The following is a 22,459-nucleotide window of genomic DNA, read 5'->3' as shown; positions in this document are numbered from 1 at the left end:
CCGTCGCTGCGTCCGCACGGCCCGTCACCGCACCGCGGCGACGGGCCGTGCCGCTGTCCGGGCACCGCCGCCCGCGCCGGAGCGACTACGCTCAGACGCTATGTCACGTATCGACGGCCGCACCGCCGAACAGCTCCGCCCGATCACCATCGAGCGCGGCTGGAGCAAGCACGCCGAGGGCTCCGTCCTCGTCAGTTACGGGGACACCAAAGTCCTCTGCACCGCAAGCGTCACCGAAGGCGTCCCGCGCTGGCGCAAGGGCAGCGGGGAGGGCTGGGTCACCGCCGAGTACGCCATGCTGCCCCGCGCCACCAACACCCGCGGCGACCGCGAGTCCGTCCGCGGCAAGATCGGCGGGCGCACCCACGAGATCAGCCGCCTGATCGGCCGCTCGCTGCGCGCCGTGATCGACCACCGGGCGCTGGCCGAGAACACCATCGTGCTCGACTGCGATGTCCTGCAGGCCGACGGCGGCACCCGCACCGCCGCCATCACCGGCGCCTACGTCGCGCTGGTCGACGCCGTCTCCTGGGCCCGCGAGAAGAAGCTGCTGCGCGCCAAGGGCCAGCCGATCACCGGCGGCGTCAGCGCGGTCAGCGTCGGGATCATCGACGGCGTGCCGATGCTCGACCTGCGCTACGAGGAGGACGTCCGGGCCGAGACCGACATGAACATCGTCTGCACCTCGGACGGTCGCTTCGTCGAGGTCCAGGGCACCGCCGAGGGCGCCCCCTTCGACCGGGACCTGCTCAACCAGCTGCTCGACCTGGGCACTCTCGGCTGCGCCGAGCTCGACGAGATCCAGCGCAAGGTGCTGGAGGGCTGACGGCGTCACCGGTTCGGCGGGCTGTACAGGCCGCCCGCCGAAGCCGTACGGTTCCCCGCAGAAGCTCCGCAGCTGCGTGCGGGGAACCGCGGGCCGTGCCGGAGCCGTCGTTCTCTGTGCAAGCTCACCGCTGAACCGCCTGCACCGGAGGACCACGATGCCCTACAGCATCACCCGCCCCGCCACCCTCGCCGCGGCCGCGCTGATCCTCCTCCTCCCGCTCAGCGCCGTGAGTTGCTCCGCCGCGCAGAAGGCGATGGACTGCGGCAACACCGCGGTCAAGGTCGGCACCGACCTCGGTCAGCTGAACAGCGCCTACAACAACTCCGCCAACAACCCGACGGCGGCCGGCAAGGCGCTGGCGAACCTGCGCGCCGACCTCGACAAGCTCGGCAAGAACGCGGGCAACACGGACGTCGCCAAGGCCGTCACCGACCTGCAGGCGCAGGCGGACCAGACGCAGAAGGCGATAGACGCCAAGCAGGTCCCCGACCTCGGGCCGCTGGGCGACGCCGCGGGCAACCTGACCAAGGTCTGCGCGAGCTGACACTGACTACGCTGGGGCCATGAGCACTCCCCGACGCCTCGTCCTCGCCACCCGCAACCAGCACAAGGTCACCGAGCTGCGCGCCATCCTCGGCGACGCCGGCCTCGATGTCGAACTCGTCGGCGCCGACGCCTATCCCGAGATCCCGGACGTCGCCGAGACCGGCGTCACCTTCGCCGAGAACGCGCTGCTGAAGGCGCACGCGCTGGCCCGGGCCACCGGCCTGCCGGCGGTCGCCGACGACTCCGGCCTCTGCGTGGACGTGCTGGGCGGGGCGCCGGGCATCTTCTCCGCGCGCTGGGCCGGCAAGCACGGCGACGACCGCGCCAACCTGGACCTGCTGCTCGCCCAGCTCGGCGACATCGCCGCCCCGCACCGCGCCGCCCACTTCGCCTGCGCGGCCGCGCTCGCGCTGCCCGACGGCACCGAACGCGTGGTGGAGGGCCGACTGCTGGGCGAGCTGCGCACCACCCCGGCGGGCGAGGGCGGCTTCGGCTACGACCCGATCCTGCAGCCGCTGGGCGACACCCGCACCTGCGCCGAGCTGACGCCGGACGAGAAGAACGCCATCAGCCACCGCGGCCAGGCCTTCCGCGCCCTCGCCCCGCTGGTGCGCGAGCTCCTGGGGTGATGGAGGGTCAGCTGACGCAGAGAAGGCCCGCCGGGAGAATTCTCCTGGCGGGCCTTCTTTTCTAAGGCTAGTGCGGCCTGAGGGATTCGAACCCTCACGAGGTTTCCCTCACTGGCACCTAAAGCCAGGGTGTCTACCGTTCCACCAAGGCCGCAGAGCGTGCTGACGCCTTATGCTACTGGGCTCGCGGGAGGCGGCGCATCCTTCAATTCGGCACCCAGGGCCGCCCGGGCTCCTGACATGCCCCCACCAGGCAACGTTTCCGTTTCGACCTGTGCGGATGTGTGCGAAAGCTCTTGACGTGGGGTGGCGAAAAGGGGTGTCATATCCCCCATCGCGTTGGAACCTGTTTGGTTCTGATTGATTGTGAGTCGAAGGAGCCTCCCCTACATGATCACCGCGCGCACTCGCCGCAGCACTGCCGCCGCCGTCGGCCTGCTCGTCACCCTCGGTCTGACCGCCTGCTCGACGGGGCAGCAGAGCACCTCGTCCAGCGGCGACACCGCCAAGGTGACCGGGAAGATATCTATCACCTACCTGCAGAAGCAGGGCGACCAGGAGTACTTCGTCGGCGAGGCCGCCGGGGCCAAGGCCAAGGCGGCGCAGCTGGGGGTGGACCTGAAGGTGGTCAACCTCGGTACCGACGCGAACCAGGCGGTCAGCCAGGAGCAGTCGGCGATCGCACAGAAGAGCAGCGGCCTGATCGTGGTGCCGCCGGACCCGTCGGTGGGTCCGCAGCTGGTGCAGATCGCCAAGGACGCCAATGTGCCGCTGCTGAGCTCGGACGACCAGGTCTGCGCGACCGGTCCGGACCCGTCCAAGTGCGACGCCTCCGCGCTGCTGCCGCGGATCGGCTTCAGTGGCCAGCAGATGGGTCAGCAGGTCGGTCAGAGTGCGGCGCAGCTGTACCAGAAGGCCGGCTGGAGCGCGGCGGACACCCGGACCATCTCGGCCTGGCAGCAGGACGTGACGGTCTGCGGGGACCGGGTGAAGGCCGCAAAGGCGGCGTTCGCCGCGGGCGCGGGCGCCACCGTCCAGAACATCGACGTGGCCACCGACAACACCCCCACCGGCGCGCAGGACAAGATCGCCGCGACCCTGACCGCGAACCCGGGTGTCAAGCACTGGGTGATCTGGGGCTGCAACGACGAGAACGTCCAGGGCGGCGTCACCGCGATGGACAACGCGGGCGTCTCGCCCGACAACGTGATCGGCGTGGGCCTGGGCGCCTACCTGGCGTGCAAGGACTGGGGCAGCGCCAAGCCCTCGGGCATGAAGTCCGCGCTGTTCATCAACGGCAGCGACGTGGGTGCCCTCGCGGTGCAGACCATGTACGACAAGCTGAAGAACGGCAAGGCGTTCCCGCAGGAGGCGTTCGCGCCCACCACCATGGTCGACCCGACCAACTGGCAGGCCTCCGGCCTCAAGTGCAGCTGAGGAAGAGGCTGTGACGACCACGAGTACCAACCCGGGCGCGGCGGTCCGCGGGCTCGGTAAGAGCTTCGGCGCCGTCCGCGCGCTCAACGGGGTGACCCTGGACTTCCCGCCCGGGCAGGTGACGGCGCTGATGGGGGAGAACGGGGCGGGCAAGTCCACCCTGCTGAAGATCCTCACCGGCGACCACCGGCCCACCGAGGGCCAGGTCCTGCTGGACGGCGCCGAGTTGGCCCTGCACTCGCCGGCGGACGCGCGGGCCGCCGGGATCCGGATCATCCCGCAGGAGCCGGAGATCATCCCGCATGTCTCGGTCGCGGAGAACGTCTACGCCGGTGCGCTGCCGCGTCGTTCGGGGCGCCGGCTGGACCGGGCGGAGCTGCGCCGCCGGATCCAGGCGGACCTGGAGCGGCTCGGCTTCGCCCGGGTCCTCGACCCGGACCTGCTGGGCTCCCAGCTCACCCCCGCCCAGCGCCAACTGGTGGAGATCCTGCGGGCGTTGACCGGGGACGCGAAGGTGATCGCCTTCGACGAGCCGACCAGCTCGCTCTCCGAGCAGGAGGTGGAGGCGCTCTTCGCGCTGATCCGCCGCCTGCGCGACCGGGGCGTGGCCGTCATCTATGTGTCGCACCGGATGAAGGAGATCTTCCAGCTCGCCGACCGGGTCGCCGTCCTGCGCGACGGCGCGGTGGCCGGCGTGCTGGACACCAAGCAGGCGGGCGAGTCGGACCTGGTACGCCTGATGGTGGGGCGCGACCTGTCGACGATGTTCGTCCGCCAGCAGGTGGCCACCGACCGGGTGGTGCTCGACGTCCAGGACGTCACCACCGAGGACGTCAGTGGGATCAGTCTGCGGATCAGGGCCGGCGAAGTGGTGGGCCTGGCCGGCCTGATCGGCGCCGGACGCTCCGAACTCGCCCTCGCCCTGGCCGGCGAGCGCCCCATCCTCAGCGGCCGCGTCCTGCTGGAGGGCAAGGAACTCAGGTCGGGCCGGCCCGGAGAGGTGATCCGCGCCGGCCTGGGCCTGGCACCCGAGGAGCGCAAGGCCCAGGCCCTGTTCCTGCACCGCTCGATCCGCGACAACACCTCCCTGGTGGTCCTGGAGCGGCTGCGCCGCTGGCGCTTCGTGCGCCGCGCGGCCGAGCGCGAACTGGCCCAGGAGTACGTGGACCGGCTGCGGGTGCGCACCCCCTCGATCGAGCACGAGGTGCGCAAGCTGTCCGGCGGCAACCAGCAGAAGGTCGTGCTGGCCCGCTGGTTGGCCCGCAAGCCCAAGGTGCTGATCCTGGACGAGCCGACCCGCGGGATCGACGTGGGCGCGAAGGCGGAGATCTACCAGATCATCGCCGACCTGGCCAAGGAGGGCATCGCCCTGCTGGTGATCTCCTCCGAGCTGCCCGAGGTCCTGGGGCTGGCCGACCGGGTCGTGGTGATGCAGAACGGCCGGATCACCGGTGAGTTGAGCCGGGCCGAAGCCAGCGAGGAGAGCATCCTGACCCTCGCGATGGCCGACGACCTGGTGTCCAGTGACGAAGGAAGGACCGCATGAGCACCACGACCCTGTCCGAGACCGCACCGACCGAGGAGAAGAGCCGCTCCCGCGCAGCCCAGCTCCTCGCCTCGGTCGGCGGACAGAACCTCAGCCTGATCGTCGCCCTGGTGGTGGTGCTGGCGCTGTTCGGCTCACTCAACGCCAACTACCTGTCCTGGGACAACATCCAGGTCATCGCCGAGGCAGCCACCATCAGCGGCCTGCTGGCCGTCGTGCAGACCGTTGTGATCATCTGCGGCGGCCTGGACATCTCGGTCGGCTCCCAGGCCGGCCTGGCCTCCGTCACCAGCGCGATGGTCTTCACCTCCACCGGCTCCAACGCCCTGCTCGGGATGGCCGCCTCGATCGCCATCGGCGTCCTGATCGGCATCCTCAACGGCGTGATCATCGTCTACGGCCGGGTCAACGCCACCATCGCCACCCTGGCAGGCCTGGCCGCCTACAAGGGCGTCGCCCAGCTGATCTCCAACGGCGCCGCCCAGGGCTACGTGCTCAACAACAGCATCTTCATCTTCCTCAGCCGCGGCAAGGTCGCCGGACTGCCGGTGATGGTCTGGATCCTGATCGTCGTCGCCCTGGCTGTGCACATCCTGCTCAAGTACACCGACATCGGCCGCAATATCTACGCCATCGGCGGCAACGACACCGCCGCCCGGCTGGCCGGCATCAACATCAACAAGTACCTGATCTCCGGCTACGCGATGGCCGGCGTCGTCGCCGCGGTCGCCGGCATCCTGCTCACTGCGCGGACCGGCTCGGGCCAGCCGGTCTCCGGCAGTGAGGGCCTGGAGCTCCAGTCCATCACCGCCGCCGCGCTCGGCGGCTGCGCCCTCAAGGGCGGCAAGGGCGGCATCGGCGGCACGCTGCTCGCCGTCGCGCTGCTCGGTGCGCTGGAGAACGGCCTGACGGTGCAGGGCATCAACTCGTTCTGGCAGAACGTTGCCCAGGGCGCGCTGCTGGTGGTCGCCGTGGTGATCCAGCAGCGGCGCAGCGGCGAGCGGGCGGTGGGCCTGCCCGGCTGACGCTGTGTGTGTGCGGGGCGCGGTGGCGCCGGCTCCTGTGGGGGAGCCGGCGCCACCGCTGCCGTTCGTCGTCAGCCGTCAGCTGTCGTCAGCCGGCGTCGACCTTGAGGTCGCGCAGCAGCTTGGCGACGTGGCCGGTGGCCTTGACGTTGTAGAGGGCGCGCTCGACCTTGCCGGTCTCGTCGACCACCACGGTGGAGCGGATCACGCCGACCACGGTCTTGCCGTAGAGGCTCTTCTCGCCGTAGGCGCCGTACGCCGTGAGGACCGACTTGTCCTGGTCGGAGAGCAGGGTGACCTTGAGGTCCTCGGCCTCGCGGAACTTGCCGAGCTTCTCGGGCTTGTCCGGGGAGATCCCGATGACGTCGTAGCCGGCGCCGGCGAAGACCGCCAGGTTGTCGGTGAAGTCGCAGGCCTGGGTGGTGCAGCCCGGGGTCAGCGCGGCGGGGTAGAAGTAGACGATCACCTTGCGGCCGAGGTGGTCGGCCAGTGACACCGGGGTGCCGTCGGCGTCGGGCAGGGTGAAGGCGGGGGCGGTGTCCCCGGCCTGGAGGCGTTCACTCACGCTGGATCTCTCCTCGTGCTGGACTGACGGGTCGTGCCGTCGCAAACCTACCTCTGATGGTGGGTGGGACTGCGCGCTGCGGCGGTGGAGCTGACAAACTGGGCCGGAGCAGACTGCTACGCGAGCTGAGTGAGGTGGCCCTGGTGGGCGAGGGGAAGACGAAGGACAAGGCGGTGCGAACCACCGCCCAGATCGAGGCGGACATCGCCCGGACCCGGACCCAGCTGGCGGTGACCCTGGACGAGCTCGCGGTGCGGGTGCATCCGAGCACGATCACCGCGCAGGTGCGCGCCAGGGCGCTGGCCTCGGTGGAGCAGAAGGTCGGCCGGGTGTACGTCCGGGCCAGCCAGAGCGCTGAGCAGCTGAAGGCCCAGTTCGTGGACGAGAAGGGCCGGCCGCGCAAGGAGCGGATCGTGCCGGCCGCGCTGGTCGGCGCGGGCGTGGTGCTGCTGGTCGCCTCGGCCCGCAAGCGCCGTCGCGGCTGAGGGGCGGATGACGGAAGGGCCGGGTGCGCGAGGCGCACCCGGCCCTTCCGGATGGTGGGCCGTCGCTCCGCCGCCCGCCCTGGCCAGGTACGGTCAGGGGCGTGAGCGCGAACGACGAGCAGAGCAAGCAGCAGCGGCAGCACGACCAGCTCAGCCATGACCGGATGGGCGAGAAGCTGCCGATCCGGATGCTGCACGACCGGGTCCTGGTCCGCACCGAGGGCGGCGAGGGCGAGCGCCGCTCGACCGGCGGCATCCTGATCCCGGCCACCGCCGAGCTGAGTAAAAGGTGCGTGTGGGCGGAAGCTGCTGCGGTCGGCCAGAGCGTGCGGTCGGTGGAGCCCGGTGACCGGGTGCTCTACGACCCGGAGGACAAGCTGGAGGTCGAGGTGCGCGGCGCGACGTACATCCTGCTGCGCGAGCGCGACCTGCACGCGGTGGCGGCCGAGCGCCTGAAGGAGTCGGACGGCTCGACCGGGCTCTATCTCTGAGAGTCGCCTCGAACCGTGCTGGACGGTTGACGACGCTGCGAGCTCCGTGGCTACCATCGCACCATGTCTGACTTCGTACAGGTCTACACGGCGACGGAGCACCGCGAGGCGGCAGAGAGCCTCGCCCGGTCGGTGGTGAGCGGGCGCCTGGCAGCAGGCGCCCAGATCGTCGGCCCGGTGATCTCGACCTTCTGGCACCTGGGCGAGTTCGGCACGGGCGAGGAATGGCAACTGATCTTCAAGACCAGTCTCGACAGGTACCCAGAGCTCGAAGCACACCTGTTGGAGCACCATCCGTGGGACAACCCGGAGATCGTGGCGGTACCGATCGTGGCCGGCTCCCCGGCCTGTCTGAGGTGGCTACGGCAGGCCCTCGCCCCGGAGACCTCGGAGTAGCTCAGCTGCGCGCCTTGTCCAGGACCGCCGCCACAGCCGGTACCCGGTGGTGTGGTTCGAGTTGTCGAATCACTGACGCGATGCGCTCGCGGGGGCGGACGGAAGCAACTCCGCTCGACAGGTCCAGGGCCCGGCTGGTGACTTCGGCAGCCTGTTCGATCTCGCTCGCGGCGAGGTAGGAGTCTGCGAGCCACGACAAGTAGAGGGCCTTGTCCCGAGCGCGGGTGTCATCGAATCCGGCGAGGACGTGTTCCAGAACGGGGACCGCGCGCAACGGTCTGCGGAGCTCGGTCCAGCAACGGCCTGTCATGATCTGAATCTCGTCTCGGTCAACCCAACCGACCCAGTCGGGTTGCGGCGAATCGTCGGTGTCGGCAAGTGCGGCCTCCGCGATGCCAAGGGCTCGCTCGGTCTCGCTGGCGTCGCCGGCGACTGCGTGTGCCCAAGCCAGCCGCTCGTAAAGGAGTGCTCGCACGCCGGTGGGTGCCTCGTCGCCTGCGGTACGGCATGACTCGGCCGCTATCCGCACGGCTGCTGCCTTGTCGCCGTTGATCCGCTGGTAGGCCAGGAATGCGAGCGCGTTCCCCGCGAGCGCAGCGTCCCCAGCTTCCGCCGCCGCCCGGTGGCTGGCTTCGTAGAGCCGCTTGGCCTCCTGCTGGTCGCCTGCGTCGAAGGCGGCCCAACCGACCTGCTGGGCTTGTTCGGACAGCACTGACAGCAGTGCGCGGCCTGTCGGCTCGGAGTAGCTGGCGTCTCGGAGCAGGCTCTCTGTCGACTGGTACTCACCGAGGTAGACACGGTAGGTGTCGCCGCCGCCGAGGACGTCATCGAGGCGGCGAAGCCGAGCGGTCCGTTCACGCAGCTGACGCGGCACTTCAGAGCCGACCCGGCGCCCTCTGGGGAGTGCGGCGATGCCTGCAAGGCCGACAACAAGTCCGCTACCCACAAGGGAAGTTCGGACGAAGTCTCTGCGCAGCACTGATCCGTCTCCATTCGGATCGGGGGCGGTGCGGGTGAGATCCAGAGAGTAGCCGACGGGGAGTGCTTGTGCAGTCAGGGCTGTCCGGGGTTGCGGGGAAGCGGGCTCCCATGGGCGGGGAGCGAGTCCGATGAGATGCCCGGGGATGCGGAGGGCATCGGCGATCCGTGTGATCTTGTCGTAGGTGGTGATGCTGCCCTCGCCCCTCGCGAGCGTCCCGACTCGCTCGGGCTTGATCTCGCAGGCTTCGGCGATCTTCGAGTAGCTGATCCCAGCCCACTTGCGGGCCAGGGCGAAGACGCTACCGAAGTCGTGCCTTTCCAGGGCTGAGCGCATGTCGGCGCGCTCAAGTACGTGCGCTGGCAATGCTGCCAGTGGCGTGTGGGTAGTCATCAGCATCCCCGTGAGCGCCTGAAGTTACGTTGCGTCGCATGCTCCTGACCGTGAGTGTACCCGTCGTGGGTACCCCTCTGCTGGGGAAGAAGTTCCGGCTCTCCAGGAGGAGCGTTCTCGGTGAGGGCATGGGACAAGCCGATGCCTGAGGACATTTGTTGGAGGGATCGGGTGTGGTCGTCTCCGGAATCGCACTGAAAGAGAGAGCACCCGCTTCGGCGGGCGAGGATGAGTGTTGGTTGCCGCGCAGTACCAAGTCACCATGTTTTGCAAGGCGCTTGCTGGACGGCTTGCTTGCCCGGGTCGAAGGTGGCGGGCGGTTCGCCGACTCGGGGCGACTGGTGGTGACAGAGTTGGTTGCAAACGCAGTACGGCACGGGACCCGTCGCGGTCAGCTGGTCTGGATCCACCTGGACGTGGATGCGGTCCGGTTGCGGATCGAGGTGCACGACGCCAGTACGGTCCGTCCCGTGCTGCGGGAGGTGGACCTGGACGAGGAGAGTGGGCGCGGCTTGCTCCTGGTCAAGTCGCTCTCAGAGAACTGGGGTTGTGATCCTCGTTCGGTCGGTATCGGCAAGGTGGTCTGGGCTGTTGTGCCGGCGGCTCGGGGTGGTTGGTGATGGGGCGAGTGGGCCGCCCGATGGCGGGTGGAGGCTGTTGTGCGGTTGATGCGGTGACGGTGGAGATCAGCGGGATCATGGAGCCAGCGGCGTTCGAGCAGTTGTTGGATGCGCTGGCTGCTGCGTGGGGGGCCCTGCTGCTGCTCCCATTGAAAGGGTACGAGCACAATTGGTTGGAATGCATGCTGACGGCCCCGGAGGCGGAACTTCGCGCCTTGGAGAGCATCGAGCGGTACGGGGTCTGGGAGATGCCATTGAGCGTCGGCGGGTCGCTCCATGAGCTGTGCATGCGTCGGACGTTCCAGGGCATCAGCTCGGTGCAATGCGAGGAAGAGCAGTTGTTGCCGGGCAATCGGGCCACCTCGCCAGATCCGCGATGAGCTGGGCTGATCAATTGGGAAGTCGGCGAGGGCGACTTTTCGGGGTGGGGGCTACACGTTCGGCGTAGGAGCGGTGGCTGCCGGGCTGCGCCTGCTCCAACGTGTGGAGCAGGCGCACTGCGTCTCCCCCCACCGAACAGGAGAACCACCCTCATGCGTGCCATATGGACGGCTGCCGCTCTTACCGCGGCTCTGAGTCTGACGTCGGTCACCGCGGCGACTGCCGCCGTCCCCCACACGGGCGCACAGTCCCCGCGAGTCGGCCAGAGCCTCTCCGTGCCGGTCGTCCCGATGCGGCTGCCGGCGGCGGGGCTGCCGACCGTACCGGGCCTGCCGTCGCTGCCGAGCCTGCCGAGTCTTCCGAGTCTGCCGTCGTTGCCGTCGCTGCCGACCGTCGACACCAGTGGGCTGCTGGGGCTGGTGAACAGCTTGCTGAACACCCTCCAGGGCCTGCTCGCCGGGCTGGGGCTGCCGATCTCGCTGCCCTCGCTGCCCTCGTTGCCCGCGCTGCCGTCCACTCCGTCCCTCCCCTCGACGTCGTCGACGCCGTCTACACCCGAGACGTCTCTGACTCCTGGTCAGCTCGACCAGCTGCAGCAGAGCGCCAAGGCGTTGCGCGACGCGGCCGCGGCGGCGGTCGCCGCGCAGGCCCACCACTAGGCGCGGCCTGGTCCCAGGACCCCTGGCCCCTGAACCGGATCCGTCCGGTTCAGGGGCCAACTGCGTTTGGCCGAGGGATGATTCGCACGCAATTGCGAGGATAAATACCCGGCGAAACCACCCCGCGCACCGCTACGGTGATCCAACACAACCTCATATCGAGAGCTCCGCCCGACGCCCGGACACCCCCGGGGGCTGCCGGTCGGGGCCTTTCGGCGCTTCCCGCGCATTTTCAAAAGTCGATAAGGAGACAGTTGATGACATCGTCGGCCAGGCTCTACCTGGCCATCGCCCGAGGCTCCTTCCGCCGCTATTCGACCTACCGGGCCGCGACGCTGGCCGGGGTCTTCACCAACACCGTGTTCGGCGCGATCCTCGCCTACACCTTCCTGGCCCTGTGGCGGGCCAGGCCCGGTCTCGGCGGGTACGACACCGCCCAGGCCGTCACCTACATCTGGGTCAGCCAGTCGCTGCTGATCACCGTCGCGGTCTGGGGCGGCGGCTTCCAGGACGACGTGCAGGAGCGCTTCCGCACCGGCGACATCGCCGTCGACCTCTACCGCCCGGTCGACTTCCTGGGCTGGTGGCTGGCGGCCGACCTCGGCCGGGCGGCCTTCCACCTGCTGGCCCGCGGACTGGTCCCGATCACCTTCGGGGTGCTGCTCTTCCATGCCAGACTGCCGCACTCGGTACTCACCTGGCCGGTCTTCCTGCTGTCCGTGCTGCTCGCCGTGCTGGTCAGCTTCGCGCTGCGCTACCTGGTCTCGCTCACCGGGTTCTGGCTGCACGACTCCGACGGGGTGCGGGCGGTGATGCTGGTGGTGTCGATGTTCCTGTCCGGGATGCTGCTGCCGCTCGGCCTCTTCCCGGACGGGCTGCGCGAGGCGGCCCAGGCGCTGCCCTGGGCGGCGCTGATCCAGGTGCCCACGGACATCTTCCTGGAGCGCGACAGCGCGTCGGCGGCGCTCGGCGCCCTGGGCTTCCAACTGCTCTGGGCCGTCCTGCTGCTGGCGGCCGGCCGGGCCGCCCAGCTGCTGGCGACCCGCAAGGTGGTGGTCCAGGGTGGTTGAGACCCGAGCGGTTGAGACCCCAGCGGTTGAGGCCCCAGCGGCGGAGATCCGGGCGGTTGAGATTCGCGCGGTTGAGAGCCGAATGGAGCGGCTGCGCTGGGCGGTGCGCTCCTGGCAGTTGACGGCCGGGATGTGGACGCGGTCCGCGATGGCCTACCGCGCCTCCTTCGCGCTGATGCTCGGTGCCAACATCCTGATCACCTCGCTGGACTTCGTGGTGGTGGTCCTGATGTTCCAGCACACCGACCGGCTCGGCGGCTGGTCGCTGCCCGAACTCGGCCTGCTCTACGGCACATCGGCGTTCGCGCTGGGCACCGCCGACCTGTTCGTCGGCAGCGTGGACGGGCTCGGCGAGCGGATCCGGGCCGGCACCCTGGACGTGATGCTGATCCGCCCGGCCCCGGCGCTCTCGCAGGCCTGCGCCGAGCGGTTCTCGCTGCGCCGACTGGGCCGTCCGACGCAGGCGCTGGTCGTGCTGATCTGGGCGGCGAGCGCGGTGCGGGTGGACTGGAGCTGGGACAAGCTGCTCCTGCTGGCGGCCCTGCTGGTCAGCGGCACGGTGATCTTCTGCGCGCTCTTCATCGGCGGCGCCACCCTGCAGTTCTGGTGGGGCGAGGCCAAGGAGCTGCAGAACTCCTTCACCTACGGCGGCGCCACGCTGCTGCACTACCCGCCGACGATCTTCGCCAAGGACCTGGTCGCGGGGGTCACCTTCGGCCTGCCGCTGGCCTTCGTCAACTGGCTGCCGCTGCTGCACATCCTGGGCAAGCCCGACCCGCTCGGCCTGCCCGCCGCCCTCCAGTTCGCCTCGCCGCTGGCGGCCGCCGCCAGCGTGCTCGTCGCCGGCCTGCTGTGGCGGGCCGGGCTGCGGGCCTACCGCGGCGCCGGCAACTGACCATCCCTCGACCTCGGAGAAACTCATGGCACTGATCGAACTCGAAGACGTGGCACGGACCTTCACCATCCGCGCGAAGACCGGCCGACTGCGCCGCGAGCGCCGCGAGGTGCGCGCCGTGGACGGGCTGAGCTTCACCGTCCAGGCCGGGGAGTGCGTCGGCTACATCGGGCCGAACGGCGCGGGCAAGTCCACCACCATCAAGATGCTCACCGGCATCCTGGTGCCCAGCTCCGGGCGACTGCGGGTGGCCGGCGTCGATCCGGCCCGAGAACGGACCCGGCTGGCCCGTCGGATCGGGGTGGTCTTCGGCCAACGCACCACGCTCTGGTGGGATCTGCCGCTGCGCGAGTCCTATGAGTTGGCGCGGCGGATCTACCGGATCCCCGACCAGCGCTACCGGGCCAACCTCGACCGCTGCGTCGAACTGCTGCAACTGGGAGCCCTGTTGGACACCCCGGTGCGCCAACTCTCGCTCGGCCAGCGGATGCGCGGCGACCTGGCCGCCGCGCTGCTGCACGACCCGCAGGTGCTCTACCTGGACGAGCCGACGATCGGCCTGGACGTGGTGAGCAAGGTCCGGGTGCGGGAGTTCCTGCGCGAGATCAACACCGAGCTCGGCACCACCGTCCTGCTGACCACCCATGACCTCACCGACATCGAGCAGCTCTGCGGCCGGGTGATGGTGATCGACCACGGGCGGATGGTCTACGACGGCGGCCTGGACGGCCTGCACACCGCCGGGCAGAGCGAGCGCACCCTGGTGGTCGACCTGGCCGGGCCGGCCGAGCCGATCGAGGTGCCGGGGGCCCGGGTGGTCAAGGTGGAGGGCGCCCGGCAGTGGCTGGCCTTCCCGGCCGAGCAGAGCGCGGCGCCGATCGTGGCCTCGGTCGCGGCCGGCTACGCGTTGCTCGACCTCTCGGTGCGCGAGCCGGCCATCGAGGACGTGATCGCCCGGATGTACGCGAAGGTCCCGATCGGCTGATCGGAGCAGCTCGTACGGGCGTCAGACTCGTACGGGCCGCCCGGTTCGTACGCCGTCCGGCCCGTACGGGTGTCCGACTCGCCTCACCCGCAAGGGTGGGGCGAGTGACCCGACCGGGTTCGTAGCCGTTGCTGCTCCCGTGAGCGACCTCGACGTGACCGTGGTGCTGCCCGTCCACAACGCGATGCCCTATCTGACGGCCTGCCTGGACTCGCTGGCCGGTCAGTCGATCCGGCGGCGGGCCGGCGGCGGCCTGGAGGTGGTCGCGGTCGACTCCGGGTCCACCGACGGCGGCGGAGCCGAGCTGTGCGCCTTCGCCGCCCGCCACCCGGGGCTCCTGCGGGTCGTCCACCAGGCCGACTCCGGCGGCCCGGCGGCGCCCGGCAACCGCGCGATGGAGCTGGCCCGCGGCCGGTACCTCTTCTTCCTCGGCGCCGACGACCGGCTCGGCGAGGAGGCACTGGAGCGCCTGGTGGCGCTGGCCGACCGGGCCGGCTCCGACGTGGTGCTCGGCCGGATGGTGGGCGTCGGCGGCCGCCAGGTCCCGCAGGGGATCTTCGACGCGAGCCGGGACCGGGTCGGCTTCACCGACTCCGCGCTCGCCTGGGCGCTGTCGGACGCCAAGCTCTTCCGGCGCGAGCTGGTGGAGCGCTACGGCCTGCGCAAGCGCGAGGACCTGCCGGCCTACTCCGACCAGCCGTTCACCCTGGAGGCCTGCCTGCGCTCGCGGCGGATCTCGGTGCTGGCCGACTACGACTGCTACTACGCGGTGCTGCGCGAGGACCGGGCGAACCTGACCGTACGACGGGCCCGGCACGAGGACCGGCTGCGCGGGGTGGCCGCGATGCTCGACGTGGCGCAGCGGCTGGCCGAGCCCGGCGCCGAGCGCGCCGCGCTGCGTTCGCGGGCGTTCCGCTGGGAGGTCCCGCAGCTGCTCGCCCCCGACTTCCTGGCGCTGCCCGAGCCGACCCAGCGCCGGCTCTGCGCGGGCGTCGGGCGGCTGGTGGAACTGCACTGCGGGGAAGCCGGGTTGGCCGAACTTCCGGTGCGCGACCGGCTGCGTCTCGACCTCGCCCGGCGTGGCCGGGTGGCGGCGCTGCGCCGGCTGATCCGCTACCAGGCGGCGTACGGGGAGTCCTCGCAGCCGCCGGCGCCGCAGCAGGCGACGCCCGAGCAGGCGGCTCCGCAGCCGGTGGCCGAGCTGCCGGTGGCCGAGCTGCCGGTGCCCGTCCCCGTGCAGGTGTGGCGCCGGCTGGTCCCCGCCCAGGTCCGCCGCCGGCTGCACCGGCGCTCGGCGTGGCGGGACTTCACCGCGCGGACCTACCAGCGCTGGCTGTCCGCAGCCGAAGCGCCGATTTCGAAGGCCGGTACGTAAGACTGGGTGGGTGGAGACCGAGAGCGAGAACAACGCGGTGGCGGTCGGCCCCGGTGTCCGGTTCACCGCCGCCGACGAGGAGAAGCGGCGGGGCGTCCGCCGGATGAAGACGATCGCGACCGGCTTCCTGGCCGCCGCCACGGTGGTCTACGCCCTGGCCACCTGGGCCGGCGCGGCCGGCTGGGGGAGCTGGACGGGCTATGTCGCGGCGGCGGCCGAGGCCGGCATGGTCGGCGCGCTGGCCGACTGGTTCGCCGTCACCGCGCTGTTCCGGCGTCCGTTCGGCCTGCCGATCCCGCACACCGCGATCATCCCGACCAAGAAGGACGCCTTCGGCAAGACGCTCGGCGACTTCGTCGGCGACAACTTCCTCTCCGCCCAGGTGGTGCGCGGCAGGCTGGCCGCGCTCGGCATCGCCCGGCGGTTCGGCGAGTGGCTGGCCGCGCCCGGCAGCGCCGAGCGGGTCACCCGGGAGGCCGCCGCCGCGCTGCGCGGGGTGCTCGCGGTGCTGCGCGACGAGGACGTCCAGGCGGTGGTCAGCGAGGCGGTCACCCGGCGGGCGGCCGCCACCCAGGTCGCCGAGCCGATAGGACGGATGCTCGGCAAGGTGGTCGCCGACGGCGGGCACCGCGGTGTGGTCGACCTGGTCGCGGTGCGGGTGCACGACTGGCTGGCCGAGCACCACGCGGACGTGGTGGACAAGGTCGCGCTCAAGTCGCCCGGCTGGACGCCCAAGTTCGTCGACCACCAGGTCGGCGAGCGGGTCTACAAGGAGCTGATGCGCTTCGTCACCGCGATCCGCGACGACCCGGCGCACCCCGCCCGCGGCGCCATCGACAATTTCCTGGCCGACTTCGCGGTCGAGCTGCAGACCGACGAGGCGACCAAGGAGCGGGTCGAGCGGGCCAAGGCCGAGCTGCTGGCCCGCACCGAGGTGCAGGACCTGATCGCCTCCTCCTGGGCCGCGATCCGCGCGCTGGTGCTGGACGCGGCCGACGACGAGGACAGCGAGCTGCGCCGCCGGCTGCGCGACGCGCTGCGCACCTTCGGGCGCCGGCTCTCCCGCGACAAGCGCCTGCAGGCGAAGACGGACGGCTGGCTGCAGGACGCCGCGCAGTACGTGGTGGACACCTACCGGGCCGAGATCACCTCGCTGATCTCGGACACCGTGGCGGGCTGGGACGCGGACGAGGCGTCCCGCAAGATCGAGGCCAATGTCGGCCGTGACCTGCAGTTCATCCGGATCAACGGCACGGTGGTCGGCGCGCTGGCCGGGCTGCTCATCCACACCCTCTCGACGGTCCTGGGCGGCTGAGTCCCGGCTGGGCCCGTGAAAGGATGCGAGGTCCAGTCGAATTGTGAGGGAGACGAAGATGTCCCAAGGGATCGAGGCGTTCATCGCCGGCCTGCCCAAGGCCGAGTTGCACGTGCACCACGTCGGCTCCGCCTCGCCCCGCGTGGTGGCCGCGCTGGCCGCCCGCTACGAGGGCAGGACGTCGGTGCCGGCCGACCCGCAGGCGCTTGCCGAGTACTTCACGTTCACCGACTTCGCGCACTTCATCCAGGTCTACCTCTCGGTGGTCGACCTGGTCCGGGACGCCGAGGACGTCCGGTCGCTGACCTACGGCGTGGCCCAGGACATGGCCCGCCAGCAGATCCGCTACGCCGAGCTGACCGTCACGCCGTACAGCTCGGTGCGCCGGGGCATCCCGGACGTCGCGTTCATGGAGGCGATCGAGGACGCCCGCAAGTGCGCCGAGCGGGACTTCGGCGTCGTGCTGCGCTGGTGCTTCGACATCCCCGGTGAGGCCGGTCTCGAGTCGGCGGAGGAGACCGCCCGGCTCGCGCTGGAGGTCGGCGCCGAGGGACTGGTCAGCTTCGGCCTGGGCGGCCCCGAGATCGGCGTGCCGCGCCCGCAGTTCAAGCCGTACTTCGACCGGGCCCGGGCGGCCGGCCTGCACAGCGTCCCGCACGCCGGCGAGTCGACCGGCCCGGAGACCGTCTGGGACGCCCTGCGGGTGCTGGGCGCCGAGCGGATCGGCCATGGCACGCAGTCGGTCAAGGACCCGAAGCTGATGGACTACCTCGGCGAGCACCGGATCCCGCTGGAGGTCTGCCCGACCTCCAACCTGGCCACCCGGGTGGTCGAGCGGATCGAGGAGCACCCGATCCGGCAGATGGTCGACGCCGGACTGCTGGTCACCGTCAACAGCGACGACCCGCCGATGTTCGGCACCGACCTCAACACCGAGTACGCGGTGGCCGCCAAGCTGCTCGACCTGGACCCGGCGGGCGTGGCCGGCCTGGCCAGGAACGCGGTCGAAGCCTCGTTCCTCGACCAGGGCGGCAAGGCCAAGCTGGCCGCCGAGATCGACACCTACCTGGCCGCCTGGCAGCGCGCCTGACGCCGGACCGGTGCCGGCGCCTCTGCCGGCACCGGCCTCTGCCGAGCGTCGATGTAGCGCGCTGATACCCACTGGGCTACCCTGGGGGTATGAAGACGATTACTCAGCGCGAGTTCCGCAACAACTCCGCTGCGGTGATGGACGCGGTGGAGGCGGGGGAGACCTTCCACATCACGCGCAACGGGACCGACGTGGCCGAACTGCGCCCACTGTCCCGGCGACGCAGACTCACGGCGGAGGAGCTGGTCGCCCGGCATGCCAGGCTGCCGCGGGTCGACTACGCACAGATGCGCAGGGAGGCCGACGAATTCTTCGGCTCCGAGGACCGAGTGGGCGCCGACGATGATCCATTCGAGCGTCCCCGTGGCTGAGCGCAGGCATTCGGGTGTGCTCGACACTTGCGCCTACATCGACCTGGATCTGTTGGACCCGGATGCCCTGCCGGTGATCCCGGAGCTGACAGCGATCACCCTGGCCGAGTTGCAGCAGGGAGTCGCGATGGCCAAGGACCCGGTTGCCCGGGCCGGGCGGATCGAGAAGCTCGGTGCCGCCGTCGCGGACTTCGACCCGCTGCCGTTCGACGGGGCTGCGGCCGCCCGGTACGGGTCGTTGGTCACGCTGACGGTTGCGACAGGTCGCGACCCGAGGCCTCGCAGGCTGGACCTGATGATCGCTGCGGTGGCCTCGGTCAACGGGATGGCGCTCTACACCCGCAACGCTGCCGACTTCCGGGGGCTGGAGGCGCTGGTTGAGGTGGTCGCGGTCTGAATCGTTCGAGCGCCGTCAGGCGACCGGGATCACGTGGCCGGTGGAGGCGGAGTTGCGGGCGGCTTCCAGGATGGTGAGGGTGGCGGCTGCGTCGCGGGGGTCGACGGGGGGTGGGGTGCCGGTGGCCAGGGCGGTGGTCAGGCCGATGTAGAAGGCGGGGTAGTCGCCGGCGCAGCTGGGCAGGTGGACCGAGGCCTCGTCGGTGCCGAGTACGCCGTGGTGGGCCAGGTCCTCCAGGCCCCAGGGGTGGGTGTCCGGGCGGCGGCCGGCGCGCAGGTCGGCCTCCTGCGGGTCCATGCCGTACTTGACGTAGCCCGCGCGGTCGCCGAGCACCCGCAGCCGCGGGCCGGCCAGCGGGGTGATCGCGCTGGTCCACAGGTGCGAGCGGGTGCCGCTGGTGTGGGTGAGGGCGAGGAAGGCGTCGTCGTCGACCGCCGCGCCGTCGCGCCGCACGTCGATCTCGGCGTACACGCTGCTCACCGGCCCGAACAGGGTGAGCGCCTGGTCCACCAGGTGGCTGCCGAGGTCGTAGAGCGTGCCGCCGACCTCGGCGGGGTCGGCGAGCTCGCGCCAGCCGGCCTTCGGCTTGGGGCGGAAGCGTTCGAAGCGGGACTCGAAGCGGTGCACCCGGCCCAGCGCGCCCTCGTCCAGCAGTCGGCGGACCGTCAGGAAGTCGTTGTCCCAGCGCCGGTTCTGGAACACCGTGAGCAGCGTCCCGCGGGCCTCGGCCAGGCCGCACAGGGCGTGCGCCTCGGCGGCGGTGGCGGCCAGCGGCTTGTCCACCACGGTGGCCAGACCGGCCGTCAACGCGGCCCTGGCGAGCGGCACATGGGTGCGGTTGGGGGAGGCGATGACGACCACGTCGTAGTCGCCGGCGTCGGCGAGGAGCTGCTCGGGGGTGTCCAGCGCCCGGGCGTCCGGGTGCTCGCGGGCGAGCTGGGCGCGGCGGTCGGGGTCGCTGGTGACCACCGCCCGCAGCTGGAGCCCGGGCGTGGCGGCGATCAACGGCGCGTGGAAGGCGGAACCGGCCAGGCCGTAGCCGATCAGGCCGACCCGGTACGGGGAGTGAGGCGCGGAGGTCATGGTGGTACTTCATCACAGCCGCCTGCCCACCCGACGGAACGAGCGGTGGCACGGTCACTGCGGGTCGGGTGCCGCGCTCAGCACTGAGCGGGTGAGGCTCGCACGGTTGGAGACGCCGAGTTTGCGATAGATCCGGCCCAGGTGGCTGTCGACCGTGCGCACACTGAGAGACAGCGTGTCGGCGATCACACCGCTGGTCATGCCGGTGCTCGTGAGGTAGGCGATCTGCCGTTCCCGTGCGGTGAGCATGGCCAGCGAAGCAGGGGTGCTGGTCGGCCCGGACTCGGCGGCGAGCCGACGGCGTAGCCGGGCGACTTCATCCGCCAGCCGTGCCGAATCGCACTGGCGGGCGAGCGCGGCCGCCCGATCCAGCCAGCCGTCCGCCTGCTCGCGCCGACCCGCCTCCAGGGACAGCTCGGCCGCCGCAAGCAGGGTGCGGCAGGTCTCGATGCGCTCACCGCCGGAGGAGAAGTCCGCGATCGCGCCCTGCGCGCTGTGCAAGGCACGCTCGGTCTCTCCGCGCATCGCGTGGGCCCGCATGCGCGCGCGCCGGGCGAAGCCGCGGCGGCCCACTGAGGGAAGCTCGTCGACGCACGTCTCGGCGAGTCGCGTCCACTGCTCGACCGACGCCTGGTCGCCTGCGGCCAGTGCCGCCTGTACCAGGGCTTCGCAGCATCGCGGTTTGCGCCAGGTGGCGAGCCGGGGCAGGCCGACTCCGCCGGCCGCCTCCAGCAGAAGCCGACCTGCGCGTGCCTGGTCGCCGGTCAGCAGCACCAGTTCGGCGTGGAAGCAGCGGACCGTGACGGCCCAGGCGGTGGGCTGCCCGTCGGCGATCGCCATGGCGCGATCGGCCAGCGTGACCACCTCGCGCAGATCACCTGAGCTGTTCAGCCACAACAGGACCTCGGAGCGCAGCATCGCCCTGACCGACTCGATCGCGGGCATGCTGGCTTGTGCGGCGTGACGGGTTGACTCGTCGAGGGTCGCCAGCGCATCGCGCAGGTTTCCGGAACGCAGCTGGGTGTTGGCCAGCGCCATGAGGATCGCGGGCTGGATGTACACCTGCCCGGTGTGCCGGGACAGGGCCGCGCCGCGCGTGAGATGACGTTCGGCGTCGGCCAGTCGTCCCAGGATCCCTTCGGTCATGCCCAGTTGGGAGATCGCCTCCAGGTTGGTCAGGAGCGTGGCGTCGCAGGTCGCGTCGATGAGTTCGGCCGCCTTGGCGGCCGTCGACAGAGCGGTGGCCTGGTCGGAGGTGAACAGCTGGCCCAGGGAGGCCTGGGCCAGGGCTTTCGCCTCGCCGACACTGTCATGGTGTCCGCGCGCGATCGCCGCGGCCGTTTCGGCGTGCTGCCGGGAGGTCTGGTAGTCCTGCAAGTCGTAGGTGTAGTCGGCCAGTTCGGCGTGGAGGGCGGCGGCCGTCGCGCTGTCGTGGTCGGCAAGTGCCGCGAGGCCGGCGCGGGCGATGGCTCCGGCTTCGGTGTAGCGGCCGAGCCGTCGTTCGGCCCGGCTGGCGTCGGCCAGCGTGGTCAGGTCCGGGGACGGTTGTCGCGGCGAGGCCACCCGTAGGGCGTCGAGCAGCGCCCGGCTCTCGGAGGCGTCTCCGGTCAGCAGCCGCGTGCGGGCCAGCAGAACCTGCGCTTCGTGCCAGTGCGCCTCGCCCTCCTGGAGCAGCGACAGCGCGGTCTGCAGGAAGTCGGCCGCGACGCCGGGGGAGGCGTGCAGCGAGTTGCGTGCGGCGGCGATCAAGGCGGTGACGTGCTCCGGCCGGCCGGGATCGGCGGCCCGTGCGATGTGGTGGGCGCGCCGGGTGATCGGGGCCGCGCGCTCGGCCAGTGCCGCCTCGGCACGCTGGTGCATGGTGATGCGCCGACTGGGTTCGAGCCGCTGGTAGACGACCTCGCCCACTGCTCGATGACGCAGCGTCAGCTGTGGGGCGGGTTCGGCGGGGCGAACCAGATCGAGGTGGGTGAGCGCGTCCAATGCGGCCATGGTCTCGGTCATCTCCAGGCCCGCGACGGCGGCGAGCAGGTCCGGGTGGAACTGTTCGCCGAGGATCGCCGCAGCCTGAAGCACCGTCAGCGCGGTGCCGTGAAGACAGGCCAGCTCGCCGAGGATCGCCGTGCCGGCCTCGGTGCCGGCGGCACTGCCGGCACTGCCGGCAGCGATGATCTCGAGGTACTGCGGAATGCCCAGGCTCGCACGGTAGACCTCGTCGGCGTCGGGACGGTCGCCGAGCAGTTCGCGAGCCTGGTCCCGCGAGAGCGGCCCGAGGTTCCACACCTCCAGTCGTCCTGCCGACGCCGCTCGGGAGAGCACCGCGGCGAGCGTGGGCGACAACTGGCGCTGCCGGTAGGCCAGGAGACACAGCACCGCATCGGCGGCGGCGGTGTGGATCAGCCGCTCCAGGCCCGGGATCCGGTCGGCCGTGAGATGGTGCAGGTCGTCCACGGCGACGAGCGCCGCACGGGGCTGTTTCCCGTGCGCCGCGAGGCGGTGCAGGTCGCGGTTGCCCGCCGGCGGCCGTACACCGGGCAGCCAGGGCCCGATCGCCTCCTGGCCGTGTGCCGCATGCACCTGTACTCCGATGGTCCGGGCGTGTGCGGCCGCCGTGGACATCAGCGCGCTCTTCCCGATGCCCGGTTCCCCGATCAGCGCGATCGCCCGCCCACCGCTGGACGCCAGGCCGTCCAGGGCCGCCCGCAGGGCCGCTACTTCGGCATCGCGGCCGAACAGCTGCCGAATTCGGGCACCTGCCAGGGGTAGCGGCGCCCGACCACCGTCCCGCACGTCGTCAGACATACACGGCACAGTAACTGCCCCCGCTGACGAACGAACCTCAACTGCCGATTGACAGTCAGATCATGCTGTCCGCAACGAAGTTGATGTCTGGGTGC

At 70.9% G+C, this 22,459-nt stretch carries 24 protein-coding genes and 1 tRNA gene; 20 read left to right on the top strand and 5 right to left on the bottom strand.

Features of this window, described 5'->3' with window-relative positions; all coding sequences use genetic code 11:
• Positions 1 to 100: 100 nt before the first annotated feature.
• The 3 genes from rph to rdgB all read left to right on the top strand — a co-directional run bounded on the left by rph (position 101) and on the right by rdgB (position 2,004).
• Complete coding sequence (gene rph / locus P3T34_RS14595; protein WP_280666473.1) at positions 101 to 826, top strand: ribonuclease PH; 726 nt, start codon at positions 101 to 103, stop codon at positions 824 to 826.
• 157 nt (positions 827 to 983) lie between these two features.
• Positions 984 to 1,373 carry a hypothetical protein gene (locus P3T34_RS14590; RefSeq protein ID WP_280666472.1) on the top strand — a complete coding sequence of 130 codons (390 nt, stop codon included), beginning with the start codon at positions 984 to 986 and terminating at the stop codon, positions 1,371 to 1,373.
• 19 nt (positions 1,374 to 1,392) lie between these two features.
• A complete protein-coding gene (rdgB, locus tag P3T34_RS14585) occupies positions 1,393 to 2,004 on the top strand; it encodes an RdgB/HAM1 family non-canonical purine NTP pyrophosphatase (protein ID WP_280666471.1) in 612 nt (203 codons plus the stop codon).
• A 71-nt stretch (positions 2,005 to 2,075) separates the two neighbouring features.
• Here the strand turns inward: rdgB and P3T34_RS14580 are convergent.
• Positions 2,076 to 2,158 (bottom strand) — tRNA-Leu (locus P3T34_RS14580).
• A 236-nt stretch (positions 2,159 to 2,394) separates the two neighbouring features.
• On the opposite strand from P3T34_RS14580, the gene P3T34_RS14575 reads away from it, so the two are divergent.
• Genes P3T34_RS14575 through P3T34_RS14565 form a run of 3 tightly spaced genes read left to right on the top strand, consistent with a single transcriptional unit; the run spans position 2,395 to position 6,012 of the window.
• The gene (locus tag P3T34_RS14575) at positions 2,395 to 3,441 is read left to right on the top strand and encodes a substrate-binding domain-containing protein (RefSeq protein ID WP_280666470.1); all 1,047 of its coding nucleotides are present in this window, start codon (positions 2,395 to 2,397) and stop codon (positions 3,439 to 3,441) included.
• Between the two features lie 10 nt (positions 3,442 to 3,451).
• The gene (locus tag P3T34_RS14570) at positions 3,452 to 4,987 is read left to right on the top strand and encodes a sugar ABC transporter ATP-binding protein (RefSeq protein WP_280666469.1); all 1,536 of its coding nucleotides are present in this window, start codon (positions 3,452 to 3,454) and stop codon (positions 4,985 to 4,987) included.
• Entirely contained in the window at positions 4,984 to 6,012 is a 1,029-nt protein-coding gene (locus P3T34_RS14565; protein ID WP_280666468.1) for an ABC transporter permease, read from the top strand. Before P3T34_RS14570 ends, P3T34_RS14565 begins: the two co-directional genes overlap by 4 nt.
• An 88-nt stretch (positions 6,013 to 6,100) precedes the next feature.
• Here the strand turns inward: P3T34_RS14565 and bcp are convergent, their stop codons facing one another.
• The gene (gene bcp / locus P3T34_RS14560; RefSeq protein WP_280666467.1) at positions 6,101 to 6,577 is read right to left on the bottom strand and encodes a thioredoxin-dependent thiol peroxidase; all 477 of its coding nucleotides are present in this window, start codon (positions 6,575 to 6,577) and stop codon (positions 6,101 to 6,103) included.
• A gap of 173 nt (positions 6,578 to 6,750) precedes the next feature.
• Here bcp and P3T34_RS14555 point away from each other — a divergent pair, with 173 nt between their 5' ends.
• The 3 genes from P3T34_RS14555 (at position 6,751) to cutA (ending at position 7,949) form a co-directional block, all read left to right on the top strand.
• The gene (locus P3T34_RS14555) at positions 6,751 to 7,062 is read left to right on the top strand and encodes a DUF3618 domain-containing protein (RefSeq protein ID WP_280666466.1); all 312 of its coding nucleotides are present in this window, start codon (positions 6,751 to 6,753) and stop codon (positions 7,060 to 7,062) included.
• 164 nt (positions 7,063 to 7,226) lie between these two features.
• The gene (locus P3T34_RS14550) at positions 7,227 to 7,553 is read left to right on the top strand and encodes a co-chaperone GroES (protein ID WP_280672090.1); all 327 of its coding nucleotides are present in this window, start codon (positions 7,227 to 7,229) and stop codon (positions 7,551 to 7,553) included.
• A 63-nt stretch (positions 7,554 to 7,616) separates the two neighbouring features.
• Positions 7,617 to 7,949, top strand: coding sequence for a divalent-cation tolerance protein CutA (gene cutA / locus P3T34_RS14545; protein ID WP_280666465.1), 333 nt, complete (start codon positions 7,617 to 7,619; stop codon positions 7,947 to 7,949).
• Between the two features lies 1 nt (position 7,950).
• On the opposite strand, the gene P3T34_RS14540 is transcribed toward cutA, so the two are convergent.
• Positions 7,951 to 9,321, bottom strand: a complete 1,371-nt coding sequence (locus P3T34_RS14540) for an XRE family transcriptional regulator (protein WP_280666464.1) — start codon at positions 9,319 to 9,321, stop codon at positions 7,951 to 7,953.
• A 278-nt stretch (positions 9,322 to 9,599) separates the two neighbouring features.
• On the opposite strand from P3T34_RS14540, the gene P3T34_RS14535 reads away from it, so the two are divergent.
• From P3T34_RS14535 to P3T34_RS14485, 11 genes are all read left to right on the top strand, one after another.
• The gene (locus P3T34_RS14535; RefSeq protein WP_280666463.1) at positions 9,600 to 9,941 is read left to right on the top strand and encodes an ATP-binding protein; all 342 of its coding nucleotides are present in this window, start codon (positions 9,600 to 9,602) and stop codon (positions 9,939 to 9,941) included.
• Between the two features lie 53 nt (positions 9,942 to 9,994).
• The gene (locus P3T34_RS14530; RefSeq protein ID WP_280666462.1) at positions 9,995 to 10,321 is read left to right on the top strand and encodes a hypothetical protein; all 327 of its coding nucleotides are present in this window, start codon (positions 9,995 to 9,997) and stop codon (positions 10,319 to 10,321) included.
• Positions 10,322 to 10,474: 153 nt separating this feature from the next.
• The gene (locus P3T34_RS14525; protein ID WP_280666461.1) at positions 10,475 to 10,981 is read left to right on the top strand and encodes a hypothetical protein; all 507 of its coding nucleotides are present in this window, start codon (positions 10,475 to 10,477) and stop codon (positions 10,979 to 10,981) included.
• Between the two features lie 257 nt (positions 10,982 to 11,238).
• Complete coding sequence (locus P3T34_RS14520; RefSeq protein WP_280666460.1) at positions 11,239 to 12,051, top strand: ABC-2 family transporter protein; 813 nt, start codon at positions 11,239 to 11,241, stop codon at positions 12,049 to 12,051.
• Positions 12,052 to 12,133: 82 nt separating this feature from the next.
• A complete protein-coding gene (locus P3T34_RS14515; protein WP_280666459.1) occupies positions 12,134 to 12,946 on the top strand; it encodes an ABC-2 family transporter protein in 813 nt (270 codons plus the stop codon).
• Positions 12,947 to 12,971: 25 nt separating this feature from the next.
• Positions 12,972 to 13,931, top strand: coding sequence for an ATP-binding cassette domain-containing protein (locus P3T34_RS14510; RefSeq protein ID WP_280666458.1), 960 nt, complete (start codon positions 12,972 to 12,974; stop codon positions 13,929 to 13,931).
• Positions 13,932 to 14,070: 139 nt separating this feature from the next.
• Complete coding sequence (locus P3T34_RS14505) at positions 14,071 to 15,306, top strand: glycosyltransferase family A protein (RefSeq protein ID WP_280666457.1); 1,236 nt, start codon at positions 14,071 to 14,073, stop codon at positions 15,304 to 15,306.
• Positions 15,307 to 15,316: 10 nt separating this feature from the next.
• Positions 15,317 to 16,621, top strand: a complete 1,305-nt coding sequence (locus P3T34_RS14500) for a DUF445 family protein (RefSeq protein ID WP_280666456.1) — start codon at positions 15,317 to 15,319, stop codon at positions 16,619 to 16,621.
• A 58-nt stretch (positions 16,622 to 16,679) separates the two neighbouring features.
• A complete protein-coding gene (locus tag P3T34_RS14495) occupies positions 16,680 to 17,711 on the top strand; it encodes an adenosine deaminase (protein WP_280666455.1) in 1,032 nt (343 codons plus the stop codon).
• 89 nt (positions 17,712 to 17,800) lie between these two features.
• On the top strand, positions 17,801 to 18,082 hold the full coding sequence (locus P3T34_RS14490) for a type II toxin-antitoxin system prevent-host-death family antitoxin (RefSeq protein WP_280666454.1): 282 nt from the start codon (positions 17,801 to 17,803) through the stop codon (positions 18,080 to 18,082).
• Positions 18,083 to 18,098: 16 nt separating this feature from the next.
• Positions 18,099 to 18,479 carry a type II toxin-antitoxin system VapC family toxin gene (locus P3T34_RS14485; protein ID WP_280666453.1) on the top strand — a complete coding sequence of 127 codons (381 nt, stop codon included), beginning with the start codon at positions 18,099 to 18,101 and terminating at the stop codon, positions 18,477 to 18,479.
• A gap of 15 nt (positions 18,480 to 18,494) precedes the next feature.
• Here P3T34_RS14485 and P3T34_RS14480 read toward each other — a convergent pair whose 3' ends face one another.
• Positions 18,495 to 19,562 carry a Gfo/Idh/MocA family oxidoreductase gene (locus P3T34_RS14480; RefSeq protein ID WP_280666452.1) on the bottom strand — a complete coding sequence of 356 codons (1,068 nt, stop codon included), beginning with the start codon at positions 19,560 to 19,562 and terminating at the stop codon, positions 18,495 to 18,497.
• 54 nt (positions 19,563 to 19,616) lie between these two features.
• Complete coding sequence (locus P3T34_RS14475; RefSeq protein WP_280666451.1) at positions 19,617 to 22,364, bottom strand: LuxR family transcriptional regulator; 2,748 nt, start codon at positions 22,362 to 22,364, stop codon at positions 19,617 to 19,619.
• Positions 22,365 to 22,459 lie beyond the last annotated feature (95 nt).

This window comes from Kitasatospora sp. MAP12-44 (assembly GCF_029892095.1).
Lineage (GTDB): Bacteria > Actinomycetota > Actinomycetes > Streptomycetales > Streptomycetaceae > Kitasatospora.
Note: the sequence above shows the minus strand (reverse complement) of the source record. Positions and strands in the feature narration are given on the sequence as shown.